Origin of the sequence: Streptomyces sp. C1-1, from assembly GCF_050214755.1 — a bacterium.
Classification (GTDB): Bacteria; Actinomycetota; Actinomycetes; order Streptomycetales; family Streptomycetaceae; genus Streptomyces.
This window is the reverse complement of sequence record NZ_CP189826.1, coordinates 6,350,269-6,364,002: the sequence shown is the minus strand read 5'-3', so window position 1 is coordinate 6,364,002 and position 13,734 is coordinate 6,350,269. Positions and strand designations below refer to the sequence as shown.

11 protein-coding genes are annotated in these 13,734 nt (G+C 72.8%); 2 read left to right on the top strand and 9 right to left on the bottom strand.

Going from position 1 to position 13,734, the window contains the following annotated elements:
- Together ACQF4J_RS29035 and ACQF4J_RS29030 are read left to right on the top strand one after the other, a co-directional pair.
- Positions 1 to 2,715, top strand: coding sequence for an FtsX-like permease family protein (locus ACQF4J_RS29035; RefSeq protein WP_427168633.1), 2,715 nt, complete (start codon positions 1 to 3; stop codon positions 2,713 to 2,715).
- A gap of 382 nt (positions 2,716 to 3,097) precedes the next feature.
- On the top strand, positions 3,098 to 4,066 hold the full coding sequence (locus ACQF4J_RS29030; protein WP_427167139.1) for an ATP-binding cassette domain-containing protein: 969 nt from the start codon (positions 3,098 to 3,100) through the stop codon (positions 4,064 to 4,066).
- 21 nt (positions 4,067 to 4,087) lie between these two features.
- Here the strand turns inward: ACQF4J_RS29030 and ACQF4J_RS29025 are convergent, their stop codons facing one another.
- The 9 genes from ACQF4J_RS29025 to ACQF4J_RS28985 all read right to left on the bottom strand — a co-directional run bounded on the left by ACQF4J_RS29025 (position 4,088) and on the right by ACQF4J_RS28985 (position 13,497).
- A complete protein-coding gene (locus ACQF4J_RS29025) occupies positions 4,088 to 4,765 on the bottom strand; it encodes a hypothetical protein (RefSeq protein WP_427167138.1) in 678 nt (225 codons plus the stop codon).
- Entirely contained in the window at positions 4,762 to 5,175 is a 414-nt protein-coding gene (locus ACQF4J_RS29020; protein ID WP_200701271.1) for an acyl-CoA thioesterase, read from the bottom strand. Before ACQF4J_RS29020 ends, ACQF4J_RS29025 begins: the two co-directional genes overlap by 4 nt.
- Positions 5,176 to 5,177: 2 nt before the next feature.
- A complete protein-coding gene (gene ettA, locus ACQF4J_RS29015; protein WP_351565947.1) occupies positions 5,178 to 6,842 on the bottom strand; it encodes an energy-dependent translational throttle protein EttA in 1,665 nt (554 codons plus the stop codon).
- Between the two features lie 123 nt (positions 6,843 to 6,965).
- On the bottom strand, positions 6,966 to 7,190 hold the full coding sequence (locus ACQF4J_RS29010; RefSeq protein ID WP_351565929.1) for a hypothetical protein: 225 nt from the start codon (positions 7,188 to 7,190) through the stop codon (positions 6,966 to 6,968).
- Entirely contained in the window at positions 7,187 to 7,558 is a 372-nt protein-coding gene (locus tag ACQF4J_RS29005) for a hypothetical protein (RefSeq protein ID WP_351565926.1), read from the bottom strand. The genes ACQF4J_RS29010 and ACQF4J_RS29005 overlap by 4 nt, the downstream gene beginning before the upstream one ends.
- 75 nt (positions 7,559 to 7,633) lie before the next feature.
- Positions 7,634 to 9,052: a Cys-Gln thioester bond-forming surface protein gene (locus tag ACQF4J_RS29000; RefSeq protein WP_351800430.1), complete on the bottom strand. Its 1,419-nt coding sequence runs from the start codon at positions 9,050 to 9,052 to the stop codon at positions 7,634 to 7,636.
- Between the two features lie 268 nt (positions 9,053 to 9,320).
- Positions 9,321 to 9,785 carry a single-stranded DNA-binding protein gene (locus ACQF4J_RS28995; protein WP_351800427.1) on the bottom strand — a complete coding sequence of 155 codons (465 nt, stop codon included), beginning with the start codon at positions 9,783 to 9,785 and terminating at the stop codon, positions 9,321 to 9,323.
- A 190-nt stretch (positions 9,786 to 9,975) separates the two neighbouring features.
- Complete coding sequence (locus tag ACQF4J_RS28990) at positions 9,976 to 11,724, bottom strand: GTPase (protein ID WP_427168632.1); 1,749 nt, start codon at positions 11,722 to 11,724, stop codon at positions 9,976 to 9,978.
- Between the two features lie 165 nt (positions 11,725 to 11,889).
- Positions 11,890 to 13,497 (bottom strand): dynamin family protein, encoded by a 1,608-nt coding sequence (locus tag ACQF4J_RS28985; protein WP_427167137.1) that lies wholly within the window; start codon positions 13,495 to 13,497, stop codon positions 11,890 to 11,892.
- Positions 13,498 to 13,734 lie beyond the last annotated feature (237 nt).

Sequence of the window (13,734 nt, the reverse complement as noted above, 5' to 3'; positions counted from 1 at the left end):
ATGCGTCCGGTCCAGGCGCCCTGGGTCCGAACCCGGCTGCGTGCCGCGCCCGGTGCCGCGGTGGCGCTGGCGCTGCTCGTCGTGCTGACGGCGTGTCTGGCGGCGGCGCTGCCGCGGGCGGTCGACCGGTACGAGGACGCCGGTCTGCGGCGGGCCGTCGACCGGGCGCGGCCCCAGAGCACCACGGTCGGCGTGTGGACGCAGCCGCCCTCGCCGCTGCTGTCGCAGGAGCAGCGGGAGGCGGCGCTGCGGCCCGGCCCGCTCGCCGCCCGCTACGAGAAGATCCGGGCCGTCGTCGACAGCCCGCTCGTCCCCGACCCCGGCCAGTCGACGTACGGCGTACGCACCGCCACGCCCATGGAGGCCTCGGACCGCTGGCTGCCGCGGCCCAGCGGGCTGCCCGCGCGGATCTCCCTCGCCGCCCAGCACGGCCTCGGCGCGCACGTCACGAAGGTCACCGGACGGCTGCCGCGCGCCGACGGACCGGTGACCGCGCGGACGCCCGAGGTGGAGGCCGCCGTCACGGCCGCGACCGCCAGGAGCCTGCACATCCGCGTCGGCTCGCGCGTCCACGTACCCGCCGTGGGCCGCGCCTCCCTCGCCGTGCGGGTCACCGGCATCGTCACCCCTCGCGATCCCGAGGGCGCCTACTGGAGCACCCAGCCGCTGCTGCGCACCCCAGCGCTGGCCGTGGTGCCGAGCAACGACCCCAACAAGGACTACTACTGGCTCGGCGCGCTGCTGCTCTCCCCCGACGCGGCCCCGGCACTGCTGGGCACGTCCGCGGTCCCGTGGAGCTACTGGCAGTACGCCCCGACCGCCGGCTCCCTGCACTCGTACGACACCGACCGCCTCAGGTCCGTGATCGCGTCCCTGGAGGGCGGGCCCGGGCTGCGCCGGATCATCGCGCTGACCGGCCCGACCACCACGGTGAGCACCGACCTCGACGACGTGCTCGGCACGTACACGGCGCTGCGCGGCGGCGTCCGCCCGCTGGTCGCCGTGGCCGCCTTCGGCGCCGGCACGGTCGCGGCCGTCGTCCTGCTGATGGCGGGCGGCCTCGCCGTCGACCGCCGCCGCACCGAACTCGCCCTGTTGCGCGCCCGCGGCGCCTCCCTGCGCGGCCTCATGGGACGGCTCGTCGCCGAGACGGCCGTGGTGGCGCTGCCCGCCGGTGCCCTGGGCTGCGGCGTCGCGCTGCTCGCCCTCCCGGGCGCCCGCACCTCGTACGCGATCGCGGCCGCGGCGACCGTCACCTTGGCCGCCTGCGCGACTCCCGCCGTGCGGGCGGCGGTCGCGCACCGGGTCGTCCGCGTGCACGGCGGCCGCGCGGACGTGGCGTCGGTACGGCCGTCCCGGCGCCGTACGGTCGCGGAACTGACGCTGGTCGCCGTGGCCCTCGGCGCGGTGGAGACGCTGCGCCGGCAGGGCGCTCAGGACAACCAACTGACCTCCCTCGCGCCGGTGTTGACCGGAGTCGTGGCGGCCCTGCTGCTGGTCCGCCTGCACCCGCTCCCGCTGCGCGCCCTGGCCCGCCCGGCCGCCCGGCTGCGCGGCACGGTGGCCCACCTGTCCCTGGCCCGGGCGGCCCGCACCTCCGCGTCGGCCGTCCTGCCGCTGCTCGCCCTCCTCACGGCACTCACCACGGCGGCCTTCGGCGGCTCCGTCCTGGCGGGCGTGCGCGAGACGCGCGATCAGGCGGCCCTCCTCGCGGTCGGGGCCGACGCCCGCGTCGAGACGTCGGCCCCGCTGCCGACGGGACTGCCCGAGCGGGTCCGCCGCATGCCGGGCGTGCGCGGGCTGGCCGCGGTGAGCATCGCCTACCAGGCCCAGCCGGGCAACGGCACACAGTCGGTGCCGCTGGCGGGCGTGGACCCGCGGGACTACGCGGAGTTGGCGGACCGGACCGGCCTCGGCCCGTTCGGTCAGGCCGACTTGACGGCCCCTAAGGATGCCGGTGCCGTCCCCGCCCTCGCCTCCCCCGCGGTAGCCAAGCGCTACGGCTCCCGTCCCTTCCCCGTCCGGCTGGAGGACGGCAGCACGATCACCGTCCGCGTCACCAGCGTCCGCTCCCGCACACCCGCCGTCACCGGCGACGACTTCCTGGTCGTCGACCGCGCCGCCCTGAGCCGCACGGCCGCCCGCCCGAACGCCCTGCTCCTGACCGGCGCCCACCTCGACGGCCCCGCCCTGCGACACGCCTCCGGCGGCACGGCGAGCGTCCGGCTCCGCGCGACGGAAAGAGCCCGGTACGTCGACTCGCCCCTCCAGTCCGGCGCGGAACACGTCTACACGGCCGCCGTCGCCGCGGGCGCCGGTTACGCCGTACTCGCCCTGCTCCTGTCCCTGCTCCGTGCCTCTCCCGAACGCGCGGCCCTGCTGGCGCGGCTGCGCACGATGGGCCTGACCCGCTCCCAGGGGCGCCGCCTGCTGGTCCTGGAGTCCCTGCCGCAGGCGGCCCTCGCGGCGGCGGGCGGCGCCCTGACGGGCTGGGCCACCGTCCGGCTCCTCTCCCCCGCCGTCGACCTCACGACCATCGCGCTGGCCGCCCACGACGTCCCCGGCGGCCCGGCAGCCCTCCGCACGGACACGACCTCACTGGCACTGCCGGCACTGGCGGTCGTGGCGGTAACGGTGGGAGTCGCCAGCGCCCAGGCCTGGTGGACCGGAAGGCGGGGCTCGGTGTCCGAACTGAGAGCGGGAGACACCCGATGACCTCACTGACAACCGCCCGCGCTGCGGACAGTCGTACCGCCGGGACGGCCCGGGCGGCCGCACCCCACCCCAACCCCACTGCGAGCAGTCGTACCGCCGGCACGGCCCGGGCGGCCGCACCCCACCCCAACCCCACTGCGAGCAGTCGTACCGCCGGCACGGCCCGGGCGGCCGCACCCCACCCCAACCCCACTGCGAGCAGTCGTGCCGCTGGGGCGGCACGGGCGGCCGCACCCCACCCCAACCCCACTGCGAGCAGTCGTGCCGCTGGGGCGGCACGGGTGGGCGCAGCGGCACCCCGCCGGCGCGGGCGAGCGAAACCCCGTGACGGCGACCGCCACGCCGGGTCCCCCGTCACCGACGCGATGCCCAGGAGACCGCGATGACCACGACCAACCCCACACTCGCCGACCTGACCACCCGCGCCAAGTCCACCCGCACCCGCCCGGCCTACGGCCACGACGCCCTCATCACCTGCGACCGCCTGGTCCGCATCTTCACCACGGACGGCATCGAGGTCCAGGCGCTCCAGGGCCTCGACCTACTGGTCCGCGAGGGCGAACTCATGGCGCTGGTAGGCGCGTCGGGCAGCGGCAAGTCCACCCTCATGAACATCCTCGCCGGCCTCGACACCCCCACCGCCGGCGCGGCCCGCGTCGCGGGCCAGGACCTGCTGACGATGACCGCGAAGGACCGTCTCGCCTACCGCCGCACCACCGTCGGCTTCATCTGGCAGCAGACCTCCCGCAACCTCCTGCCCTACCTCACCGCCGCCCAGAACATCGCCCTGCCCATGCAGCTGGCAGGCACCCGCTCCCGCGCATCTCGCCGCGCACACGCCGAACGCGCCCTGGAGCTACTGGAGTTGCTGGAGATCCCGGACTGCCGCGACCGCCGCCCGCACCAGATGTCCGGCGGCCAGCAGCAACGCGTGGCCATCGCCGTCGCCCTGGCGAACGACCCCGCCGTCCTGCTCGCCGACGAACCCACCGGCGAACTCGACTCGCGCACCGCGGAACACGTCTTCGCCGCCTTCCGCACCGCGAACGAACGCCTCGGCACCACCATCGTGATCGTCACCCACGACCAGGCGGTCGCCGGCGAGGTCCGCCGCACGGTCGCCATCCGCGACGGCCGCACCTCCACGGAGGTCCTGCGCCGCAGTGAGGTCGACGAGACCACCGGTCACGAGACGGTCGTCGCCCGCGAGTACGCCATGCTCGACCGCGCCGGCCGTCTGCAGCTTCCCGCCGAGTACACCGAGGCGCTGGGCATGCGCGACCGCGTCGCGCTGGAACTGGAGCCCGACCACATCGCCGTACGACCGGACGACAGCGAGAACCGCACGTGATCAGCGGTGATGGCGCGATGATCAGCGGCGGACGCTGACGCCCAGGGCCGCCGTCCCGGCTCCCGCCCGTCGTACGGCGATGGACCCGAAGGGTGTACGCAACCGCAGCCACGCCCCCGAGGAGAACAGGTCCGCGGGCGTCCCGGGCCGCAGGAAGCCCACGGACTGGGCGGCGTGCACGGCCCGTACCGGCAGGGGCGTCTCCCCGACCGTGCGGGACCAGATCTCCCGCCCGATCGCGTCCAGTTCGGCCCTGGTACGCCCCTCGGGCGTCAACTCCTGCGTACGGGACCGGAACTCGGCCACCGCCGCGCCGACCATGGCGCGCAGCTCGTCGGGCGCGGGCAGCCCGGACTCCGGCCGCCAGCCGCCGCGCGGCGGCAGCACGCCGGCCCACGGCGGCCCGGTCACGGCGCCCGGAACGGCGGCCGTGGCGGCCGACTCGTCCACCGTCTCCAGGAGTTCACCGGCGGAGACGGTCACGTCGAGCGTGACGTCGAGACCGTTCTCGTACGGCTTGGCGAGCCGCACCGCGCGGATCGCCAGCACCTCGAAGGACGGTGGTCGCCCGAAGACGGCGAGAGCGGTACCGACACCCTGCAGCCGCACGGCCGCCGAACGGTCGTAGTGGATCAGCCGGGAGAGGAAGGCCGCGAGGTCCGCCGCCTCCCCCTCGTCGGCGAGATGGAGCACCGTCATGCCGCGACGGCCTCCTCCTCGGAGTCGTCCCGGTACTCCTCCAGGAACTCCCGTTCCTCGGCGGTGATCCGGCGCGGCCGCTGGGCCTCGAAGTCGAACGGCACGACGACCGTCGAGGCACGCACGTAGACCACGTCGTCGTCCTTCACCTCGTAGGTGATGGTGAAGGACGCCGCCCGTATCTGACTGACCCACAGCTCGATGTCCACCGGGTGGTGCCGGTGGACGAGCTGCCGCTTGTAGTCGATCTCGTGGCGGGCCACCACGGACCCCTGCTTGAAGTCCTTCTCCGGACGGAAGAGGAAGTCGATACGGGCCTCCTCCAGGTAGCGGACGAAGACCGCGTTGTTGACATGGCCGTAGGCGTCCATGTCCGACCAGCGCAGGGGACAGCGGTAGAGATGGCGCAAGATCAGCCCCGGGTCAGCTTCTTGTAGGTGGCACGGTGCGGACGCGCGGCGTCCGCGCCCAGCCGCTCGATCTTGTTCTTCTCGTACGACTCGAAGTTGCCCTCGAACCAGAACCACTTGGAGTCACCCTCGTAGGCGAGGATGTGCGTGGCGACCCGGTCGAGGAACCACCGGTCGTGGGAGACGACCACGGCGCAGCCGGGGAACTCCAGCAGCGCGTTCTCCAGGCTGGAGAGCGTCTCGACGTCGAGGTCGTTGGTCGGCTCGTCGAGGAGCAGCAGGTTGCCGCCCTGCTTGAGGGTCAGGGCCAGGTTCAGCCGGTTGCGCTCACCACCGGAGAGGACACCGGCCGGCTTCTGCTGGTCGGGACCCTTGAAGCCGAACGCGGAGACGTACGCCCGGCTGGGCATCTCCACCTGTCCGACGTTGATGTAGTCGAGCTCGTCGGAGACGACCGCCCACAGGGTCTTCTTCGGGTCGATGTTCTCGCGGCTCTGGTCGACGTAGGAGATCTTGACGGTCTCGCCGACCTTGATGCTGCCGGAGTCCGGGGTCTCCAGACCCTGGATCATCTTGAAGAGGGTGGTCTTGCCGGCGCCGTTCGGGCCGATGACGCCGACGATGCCGTTACGCGGCAGCGTGAAGGAGAGATCCTCGATGAGGACCTTCTCCCCGAAGGCCTTGTTGAGGTTGTTGACCTCGACGACGATGCTGCCGAGCCGCGGGCCCGGCGGGATCTGGATCTCCTCGAAGTCCAGCTTCCGCATCTTCTCCGCCTCGGCGGCCATCTCCTCGTACCGGGCCAGACGCGCCTTGGACTTGGCCTGCCGCCCCTTGGCGTTGGAGCGGACCCACTCGAGCTCTTCCTTCAGGCGCTTCGCCCGCTTGGCGTCCTTCTGCCCCTCGACCTTGAGACGGGTCTGCTTGGTCTCCAGGTAGGTGGAGTAGTTGCCCTCGTACGGGTACGCGCGACCGCGGTCGAGCTCGAGGATCCACTCGGCGACGTTGTCGAGGAAGTACCGGTCGTGGGTGATGGCCACGACGGTGCCCGCGTACTTGGCGAGGTGCTGCTCCAGCCAGTTCACGGACTCGGCGTCGAGGTGGTTGGTGGGCTCGTCGAGAAGCAGCAGGTCAGGCGCTTCCAGCAGCAGCTTGCACAGCGCCACACGCCGCTTCTCACCACCGGAGAGGGTGGTGACGGGCCAGTCGCCGGGCGGGCACCCGAGGGCGTCCATGGCCTGCTCCAGCTGGGCGTCGAGGTCCCACGCGTTGGCGTGGTCGAGGTCCTCCTGCAGCTTGCCCATCTCGTCGAGCAGCGCGTCGCTGTAGTCGGTGGCCATCAGCTCGGCGATCTCGTTGAACCGGTCGAGCTTGCCCTTGATCTCGGAGACACCCTCCTGGACGTTCTCCAGGACGGTCTTCTCCTCGTTCAGCGTGGGTTCCTGCATCAGGATGCCGACGCTGTAACCGGGCGAGATGAAGGCGTCGCCGTTGGACGGCTGCTCCAGCCCCGCCATGATCTTCAGAACGGTCGACTTACCGGCGCCGTTCGGGCCGACAACGCCGATCTTCGCTCCCGGCAGGAAGTTCAGGGTGACATCATCGAGGATCACCTTGTCGCCGTGCGCCTTGCGCGTCTTGCGCATGGTGTAAATGAACTCAGCCAAGAGAAACCGTCCGGCAGCTTGAAATCTGGCAGTGGGCAGATACACCCCATCTTGCCGTACGGCTACCCCTGGGCGGAAACGCGTTGTGGTCGCCGGCTCTGACCTGGGGCTTTGGGTTCGGGGTCAGTCGTTGTCGGCGGGGCGGCCGCTGCCCGATCTGATCCAGGGCCAGGCGAGGGTGCAGACCACGAAGGGGGCGACGAGCATCGTCAGCATCCACAGGCCCACGCTGGCCGGTGAGTAGATGACGTAGAGCCACCGTTCCGGCAAAGGCGCGGGTGCGACGAAGAGCAAGGTCAGGGCGAGCCATGTGGCCAGCACCGCCGCCACCCCGCGTACCGCCGTCATCCCCGGCGCCCCGACGACAGGGCGGTCACGGCCGCCGCGGCCACCGCCACCGTGCCCACGGCTCCGGCCGCGCGGAAGGCTCGGGTGGAGCGCCAGGACAGGACGGACCAGCGGGACTGTGCGGACAGCACCGAACCCAGGCTCAGCCATGATCCCGCCGAGATCAGCGACAGTGCCGACCCGAGGGAGCCGACGGACAGCGTGCTGCCGACCGAGGCTACGGACAGGGCGGAGCCGACCGAGCCGATGGACAGGACCGAGCCCACCGAGCCGATCGACAGGATCGAGTCCTGCGACCACAGGGACAGCACGGAGCCCGAGGAGGTGCACTGTTCCGGTGACGCCGATGACGCCGATGACTTGGTCATGGGGTCGTCCTGCCCGCCGGTGCGACCGCTTCGCACGGAATCCCGGTCCACTCGCCGAAGTCCCCGACCGCCGCGTCAGCCCCGCGACCGCGCCTCCTCCTTCTTGCGGACCACGACCAGCGCCGCCCCGCCGATCACCACGAAGCCGATCGCGACGCCCGCGATCAGCGGGGTCGTGCCGGTGCCGCCGGTCGCGGCGAGGTTGGTGTCGTCGGCGGTGCCGCCCACGGTCGCCGGGCTCGGCTCGCTGAGCGTCTGGACCGCGTCGCCGCTCGCGCTGCCCTGTGTCTTGCAGTCGAGGATCCCGGTGAAGCGCTGTTCGAGACCGCCCGCCCCCTTGATGGCGAAGTCGTACGGCTGGTCCTCCTGCAGCGGGATCGTCACCGTGCGCGACGCGCCGGCCGGAACGCTGTACTCGGCGCCCATCAGCGAGAACGTGTACGTCTCGTCGCCCTGGTTGGCCGCGGTGAGGTCGACACCGCCCTTGGCGCAGTCCCGCGCCGCGGAGAGTGCCGGTACGGCCCCCTGCTTCGCCCAGCTCGCGCTCGCGGTCGCCGAGACCGTGGACTCGCTGGAGCCGGCCAGGATCTGCGTCTGGCTGCGGCTGTCGGAGGTGAAGGCACGGCCGACCGGGACGGTGGTGGAGCCCTGCACGGTCAGCTCGGCGGAGCCGGCCGCCGCGTCCGCGGGCACGTCGAAGAAGACCTGGCTGCCGTCGGCCGCGGTGGTGAGCGGCTTGCCGTCCTTGCCGACGATCCGTACGCCCGTCATGGCCGCGTCCGCCGGCGGGGTCACCGTCACCCCGGCGGCGTCGGTGTGCACGGTCACCGGGCCGAGGAGCCCGCCGGGGTGCCCGGAGACCGCGGGCGGGTCGAGGGTCAGCGAGGCCTTGGGCTCCGCCACGTCGACGGCGCTCTTGTGCAGGTAGTCCGCGAGCTTCTCGGCCTGCGGGTCGACGGCGTCGACGTCGGCCCCGTCCGAGTAGCGCCAGATGGCCACCTGTGTACCGGCCGCCGCGTCCTGCTCGCTCAGGCCGCCCCGCACACCCGCCTTGGCGGCGAGCGCCGCGAGATCGTTGACCTGCGGGTAGGAGTTCTCCAGGATCCAGCGGATCCTGCCCGCGTCCCGGTTGGCGCCGAGCGAGGTCCCGCTCCAGGAGGTCTCGTGGTAGCGGGCGTCGCGCTGGGTGGGGTTGTGCAGGTCGACGCAGTACGTCTGCAGGGTGCCACCGCCGTCGACGGACATCTCGAACAGGCCCGCCGAGACCTGCTGGTCGCCGGCGACCTTGTCGTGGATCACCGCGGAGCCGTACGTCTTGAGCCCGCCTATGGTCGCGGTCGCCCCGCCCTGGGTCTGTGGGGTCTCCGCGGCCGCGGCCGCGCCCGCACCGGTCAGCGCGCCGGCCGCGACGAGTCCGGACACCACCAGTGCGGAGGCCAGCCGGGCCGTGGCCCCTCGCCTGCGCGCGCACAGCGCAGAGAACGAAGCAAACACGAATTCCCCTTCGAGCAGGACCCGTCAGTGTGGGGGGAACGGTCCCACCAGCAGAATCAGCGGCCCCGAGCGCCCCGGGAGCCTTGCCCGGCATCCTAGGGATCCGACGCACCACCCTTGACAAGTCCGATGATCGGACGGCCGATCCGACTCGGAATCGTTATCGCCGGGACGGTTCACGAACGGGGCTTATCGACAAATCCACCGGGTTGTTCGGGAGCATTCGCCGATAAGCCGCAGTCCGGTCAGCTCGGCACGGCTCCTGACATCACGTCACGGCCGCCGGCTCAGGCTCCTGTTGGGCGGCGTCGCCGGAATCACCGGGCGGGGTCTCCCAGTTGGGCTCCGGCTGCGGTGCCGAGGCGGACGGGTCCGTCCTGACCGCTCGGCGGAAGGCCGAGGTACCGCGCGCGAGATCGTGGCCGATCGCGATCGCGTCGAGGTCCGCCGAGGTCCAGTTCTGTCCCTCGCGCACATCGGTGCGCACCTTGAGCCTGCCCTGTACGACGACGGGGTCGCCCACGTTGAGGGAGGCCGCCGCGTTCGTGGCGAGCTGCCGGTTGGCCCACACCGTGAAGAAGTTGGTGTGGCCGTCGGTCCAGGTGTTGTTCTCCCGGTCCAGGTACCGCGCGGTCACCGCGAGCCGGAACCGGGCCGACGGTCCCGAGGCCAGCTCCCGGTACACCGGCCGGGTCGCCACGTTGCCCACGGCGCAGATGATCGTCTCGTTCATCGCGTATCCCTCCCTGACACGCCTACGGGCCCGTCCCGTACGGCTGCGTCTGCCGCCGCGACCACGCCTTTCGCGATCGCCGCACCGCCAGACTGCCTCCGTCGGACCGGGCCCGCAGAGCCCTGTGGACCGTCACCCGCCTGTGGACAACTCCGTCACCCGGACGAGCGCCCCCCCTCAAGCACGAGCCTCACCTGGCCGTAGCACCCACCCCCGCGACCTTCCCGTACTGCTCCCGCACCTCCCGGTAGCGCAGCAGTTCGGCCGCCACCGGGTCCAGGACCCGGGCCCGACCGCACCCGGCGGCCGCCTCCCTGAGCCGCCGTTCGGCCTCCGTGCCGTACCGCCGCGCGGGTCCCCTGGCCGCCATCCGGCAACTCCACTCGATCAGCGGGCCGCCGACGATGCCGGTCACCATCAGCAGCACCGGCACTCCGAGGTTGGGCGCCATGAACCCGATGATCTGCCCCAACAGCCACAGCCCGCCGACCACTTGGAGGAGGGTCATGGCCGCCTGGGCGAGCACGGCGGCCGGCCACCAGCCCGGCCGGGGCGGCCGCCCCGGTGGCCGTCCCGCGCGCGCCGCCAGTTCGTCCAGCGCCTCGGGCAACCCCTGCGAGCCCCGTACGGCCGCCTCGCGCACCGCCTGCGCCCACGGCGCGGGCAGCCCGGCCGAGGCCCGGTCGGCCAGCGTCCGCACCGCCTGCTCCACGCGCTGGCGCGCCGTGGCCTCCTCGTCGGCCTGGGCGCGCAACGGCAGCCGCCCGGTGGCCGGTTCGGTCCGGTCCTGGTACCACCGCCACAGCCGCAGCCACGGCGTCCCGCAGGCGCGGTTGGCGTTGCGCGCCCAGGCCCGTTCGGCGGCCTCGCCCGCCGCCCTGGCGCCCACGGCGTCCGCGAGCCGGGCGGCGAACTCGTCGCGGGCCTCCTCGCTCAGGCCGGTCCGCCGCCGCGTGGCGTACACGGGCCGCAGCCCGACCGCGGCGGCGTCCACGTCGGCCGAGATGCGGCGCGCCGGGGCGCCGCGCTCCGTCACGAACTGGCCGAGCAGCTCGCGCAGTTCAGGGACGCCGTCCCCGGTGAGCGCCGACAGGGAGAGCACGGTGGCGCCCGGTTCGCCGTACTCGCCGAGCGCGATCCCGTCCTCGTCGAGCAGCCGCCGCAGGTCGTCGAGGACCTGCTCGGTGGCCTCGCCGGGCAGCCGGTCGGTCTGGTTGAGGACGACGAACATGACCTCCGCGTGTCCCGCCATGGGCCGCAGATAGCGCTCGTGCAGCACGGCGTCGGCGTACTTCTCGGGGTCGACCACCCAGATGACCGCGTCGACGAGTGCCAGGATGCGGTCCACGTGCTCGCGATGCTGTACGGCGGCGGAGTCGTGGTCGGGCAGATCGACCAGGACGAGTCCGCGCAGCTCGGTGTCGGCGTCGCCGTTCTGCAGCGGGCGCCGCCGCAGCCGGGGCGGGATGCCGAGCCGTTCGATGAGAGTGGCCGCCCCGTCGCTCCAACTGCAGGCGATGGGCGCGGCGGTGGTGGGCCGTCGTACGCCCGACTCCGAGATGGGCACTCCGGCGAGGGCGTTGAACAGCTGCGACTTGCCGCTGCCGGTGGCGCCCGCGATGGCGACCACGGTGTGCTGTCCGGACAGTCTGCGCCGTGTGGACGCCTCGTCCAGGACGCGGCCCGCCTCGGCGAGGGTGCGGCTGTCGAGCCGGGTGCGGGAGAGGCCGATCAGTTCCCTGAGCGCTTCCAGCCGGGAGCGCAGTACGCCGTCGTAGGCGAGCGGGGTCGCGGGCTGTGCGCTGTGCGAGCGGGTCTCCAGGGCTGCCGCCTGCTCGGCGGCCTCCCCCTCGGCGACGCGGCGCGCGATGAGCCCGTCGTCCCAGCTGTCGGCGGCCTCCGTGGAGTCGGTACGGCCGGGAGCGTCGTCGCTCTCCACGCGCGCGCGGGTCCCGCCCTTCGCGTCGGTGCGCTTGTCGGCGCGGCCCTCCTCCGAAGCGCCCTCGCCGTGGCGGCCGTTGTCGTGCTGGTCCTTGTCGGTCACCGTGTCCCCCGCGTGATCGGCGTGCTCGGTGTGGTCCTGGTCAGTGACGGCGGTCACCGGTCACCTCTCCTTCTGCAGTACGGACAGCGCGGCGATGAGCTCGGCCTGGGGTTCGGCGTGCACGTCGAGCGCGTCCAGCGGCGCGAGCCGGCGTTCGCGCTCGGTGAACAGCACCCGGTCGAGATGCTCGGCGAGCAGCCGTCCGCCCCGGTCGCGCAGGCGCAGGGCCCCGTGTGCGCCGATCCGCTCGGCGAGCCCCTCGCCCGCCGAGCGGGCTCGGCGTCCGCCGAGCAGCGTGGTGGCGACGAGCGCGGCGACCGTGTCGATGTCGGGGGCGACTCCGCGGTCGAGGTCGCGCACCTCCTCCTCGGCGATCTCCTCCAGCTCCCGCCGCCACCGCCGTACCGCCATCCCGATGCGGTGCTCGGCGCTCTCCAGGGACGGGTCGGGTGCGTCGAGTTCCGGGGCGCGTGCCGCGGGTTCGCGCCGCCAGACCTCGTCGACGCGCTCGTCGGCGGCGGTGACGGCGCACACCAGCAGCGCGCCCAGGCTCTCCACGAGCGCGTCCAGCAGCTCACCCGCCGAACAGTCGAGCGGAAAGGCCCGCCACCGTTTCAGTGCGTCCCCGGCGAGGACGGCGCCGGCCTGCAGCCGCCCGCGCACGCGCGCGTGTTCGCTGTCGTACGCCGCCTCGACGGCCGAGGTGAGACGGAGCGCGGCCGCGTACTGCGCGGCTGCGGCGCCGGCGAGTTCGGGCATCCGGGCCTTCAGCGAGTCGAGCACTCCGCGCGCGGTGCGGGCCATGACGTGCTGCCGGGCAGCCGGGTCCTGTGCCACGTGGACGAGCCAGGTCCGCAGCGGCGCCACGGCGCTGGCCGGCAGCAGCCCACCGCCCCAGGCGGACTCGGGCAGTTCGGGCACGGTGAAGCGGGGCACGTCGCCGAGGCCGGCCTTGGTGAGGAGCGCCCCGTACTGCCGGGACACCTCGGAGACCACCTGGTGCGGCACCCGGTCGAGCACCGTCACCAGGGTGGCGTCGTACCCCTTGGCGGTGCGCAGCAGATGCCAGGGGACGGCGTCGGCGTACCGGGCGGCGGTGGTGACCATGACCCAGATGTCGGCCGCGCAGATGAGTTCGGCGGCGAGGACGCGGTTGTCGGCCACCAGGGAGTCGACATCGGGGGCGTCGAGGAGGGCGAGGCCCGGCGGCACCGTCTCGGCGGTCTCCACACGCAGCACGCGCGCGGGATCCTCGCCGGGCAGCAACAGGTCGTCCGTGCCCTCGCGGTGCGGCGCCCACACGCGCGTGAGGTCGGGCAGCACGCGCATACCGCTGAACCAGTGATGGTCCTCCGGATGGCACACCAGGACCGGCGTCCGCGTGGTGGGCCGCAGCACGCCCGCCTCGCTCACCCGTCGCCCGACAAGGGAGTTGACGAGGGTCGACTTGCCGGCGCCGGTCGATCCGCCCACCACCGCCAGCAAGGGCGCTTGAGGGTCTCTCAGGCGGGGCACCAAGTAGTCGTCGAGCTGCGCAAGGAGTTCGTCGCGGTTGGCACGCGCGCGTGGCGCCCCCGCCAGGGGCAGCGGGAAGCGTGCGGCGGCGACACGGTCGCGCAGGGCGGAAAGTGCATCGAGCAGCTGAGGCCGTACGTCCAAGGTCACCACATGTGAAGAATGCCCAATTTTAGGGGAATTCTGAAGCATATGAGTATGTCTGCGCGCCGACAGGACACAAGGGACGGAAGGGATGACTGGGACGCAGGCATAGTCCAGGCATAACGAGTGCACAACACCCGGTGCGCGAGGACCCAAAAGCGATGCACGATTCGTACCTGCCTGCGATTATCAGGACCGCTTCACCGAACCTCCACATCGAGCCACGGAGGCGAAGCAACAGGGACA

What these genes read in the sequence shown, in the direction of transcription:
- ACQF4J_RS28995 (WP_351800427.1), bottom strand. Translation starts at nt 9,785, where the DNA reads ATGAACGAGACGATCATCTGCGCCGTGGGCAACGTGGCGACCCGGCCG.
- ACQF4J_RS29010 (WP_351565929.1), bottom strand. Translation starts at nt 7,190, where the DNA reads ATGACGGCGGTACGCGGGGTGGCGGCGGTGCTGGCCACATGGCTCGCC.
- ACQF4J_RS29025 (WP_427167138.1), bottom strand. Translation starts at nt 4,765, where the DNA reads ATGACGGTGCTCCATCTCGCCGACGAGGGGGAGGCGGCGGACCTCGCG.
- ACQF4J_RS29035 (WP_427168633.1), top strand. Translation starts at nt 1, where the DNA reads ATGCGTCCGGTCCAGGCGCCCTGGGTCCGAACCCGGCTGCGTGCCGCG.
- ACQF4J_RS29030 (WP_427167139.1), top strand. Translation starts at nt 3,098, where the DNA reads ATGACCACGACCAACCCCACACTCGCCGACCTGACCACCCGCGCCAAG.
- ACQF4J_RS29005 (WP_351565926.1), bottom strand. Translation starts at nt 7,558, where the DNA reads ATGACCAAGTCATCGGCGTCATCGGCGTCACCGGAACAGTGCACCTCC.